General features: G+C 66.2%; 1 protein-coding gene and 1 pseudogene. One reads left to right on the forward strand and one right to left on the reverse strand.

Going from position 1 to position 877, the window contains the following annotated elements; translation table 11 throughout:
- Positions 1-647 (forward strand): ParB/Srx family N-terminal domain-containing protein (locus OR16_RS33630; RefSeq protein WP_006163277.1); only part of this gene is annotated, 647 nt, incomplete at its 5' end.
- A gap of 68 nt (positions 648-715) precedes the next feature.
- On the opposite strand, the pseudogene OR16_RS43205 reads toward OR16_RS33630, so the two are convergent.
- Positions 716-877 (reverse strand): annotated as a pseudogene (locus OR16_RS43205) (tripartite tricarboxylate transporter substrate binding protein); the annotation flags it as partial.

The following is an 877-nucleotide window of genomic DNA, read 5'->3' on the forward strand; positions in this document are numbered from 1 at the left end:
AGGCGGTCGGCAACAAGCCCGCGGATATGAAGACCATGGTGATCGGCCCGGCGGGCAAGCCGTACCTGACCGACGGCCATCACACCTTCACCAGCGTATGGGAAGCGGCCGATGGCGGCCCGCAGGCGAAGATGTGGATCAAGGTGCAGGACAACCTGGCCACGCAGGATCGCGCCACGTTCTTCCGCACGCTGCGCGAGCGCAAGCTGATGTGGCTGAAAGACACGGCCAACCGCCCGACCACGCCAGCCGAACTGCCACCGTCGCTCGGCCTGCGCAACGGCATGGGCAACGACCGCTATCGCTCGCTGGTGTTTTTTACGCGTGACATCGGCTACCAGCAACTGACGGACGCCACGGAGTTCACGGAGTTTTACTGGGGTGACTGGCTGCGCCAGCGCGTCAAGCTGGACAGCTATCGCCTGGACGACACCACGAGCTACCTGAGCGCCGTGCGCGCGGCAGCCACCGCCATGGTGGCGCTGGCCCCCACCGATCCGGTGAGCAGCGGCAAGACCGCCGCGGCGCTAGGCGGGCTGACGGTGCTCAACGAGACGGAGTTCACCGCGCTGTCGCAGCCGGTGGGCAGCGCCAAGCCCGGCAAGCTGCCGTATGCGGTGGGCTACAAGGCGACGCTGGCGCAGTAACCAGGCCAGGCCCTGCCGCGCGAGCCGATCGCGCAGCAGGGCCATAAGCCATCCTTAACAAGCCACCCTTATTCAGGCTGGATGTTGGCGGCCTTGATGATGCGCCCCCACTTGGCCGATTCCTGCGACTGGAACTTGGCCAGCTCGGCGGGCGTGCTGGTGAACACCTCGGTGCCGGTGGACTGGTAGAAGTTTGCCGCGGTGTCGCTCCTGGCTGCCTTCACCAGCAT

This window comes from Cupriavidus basilensis OR16 (assembly GCF_000243095.1).
GTDB classification, from domain to species: Bacteria; Pseudomonadota; Gammaproteobacteria; order Burkholderiales; family Burkholderiaceae; genus Cupriavidus; species Cupriavidus basilensis_D.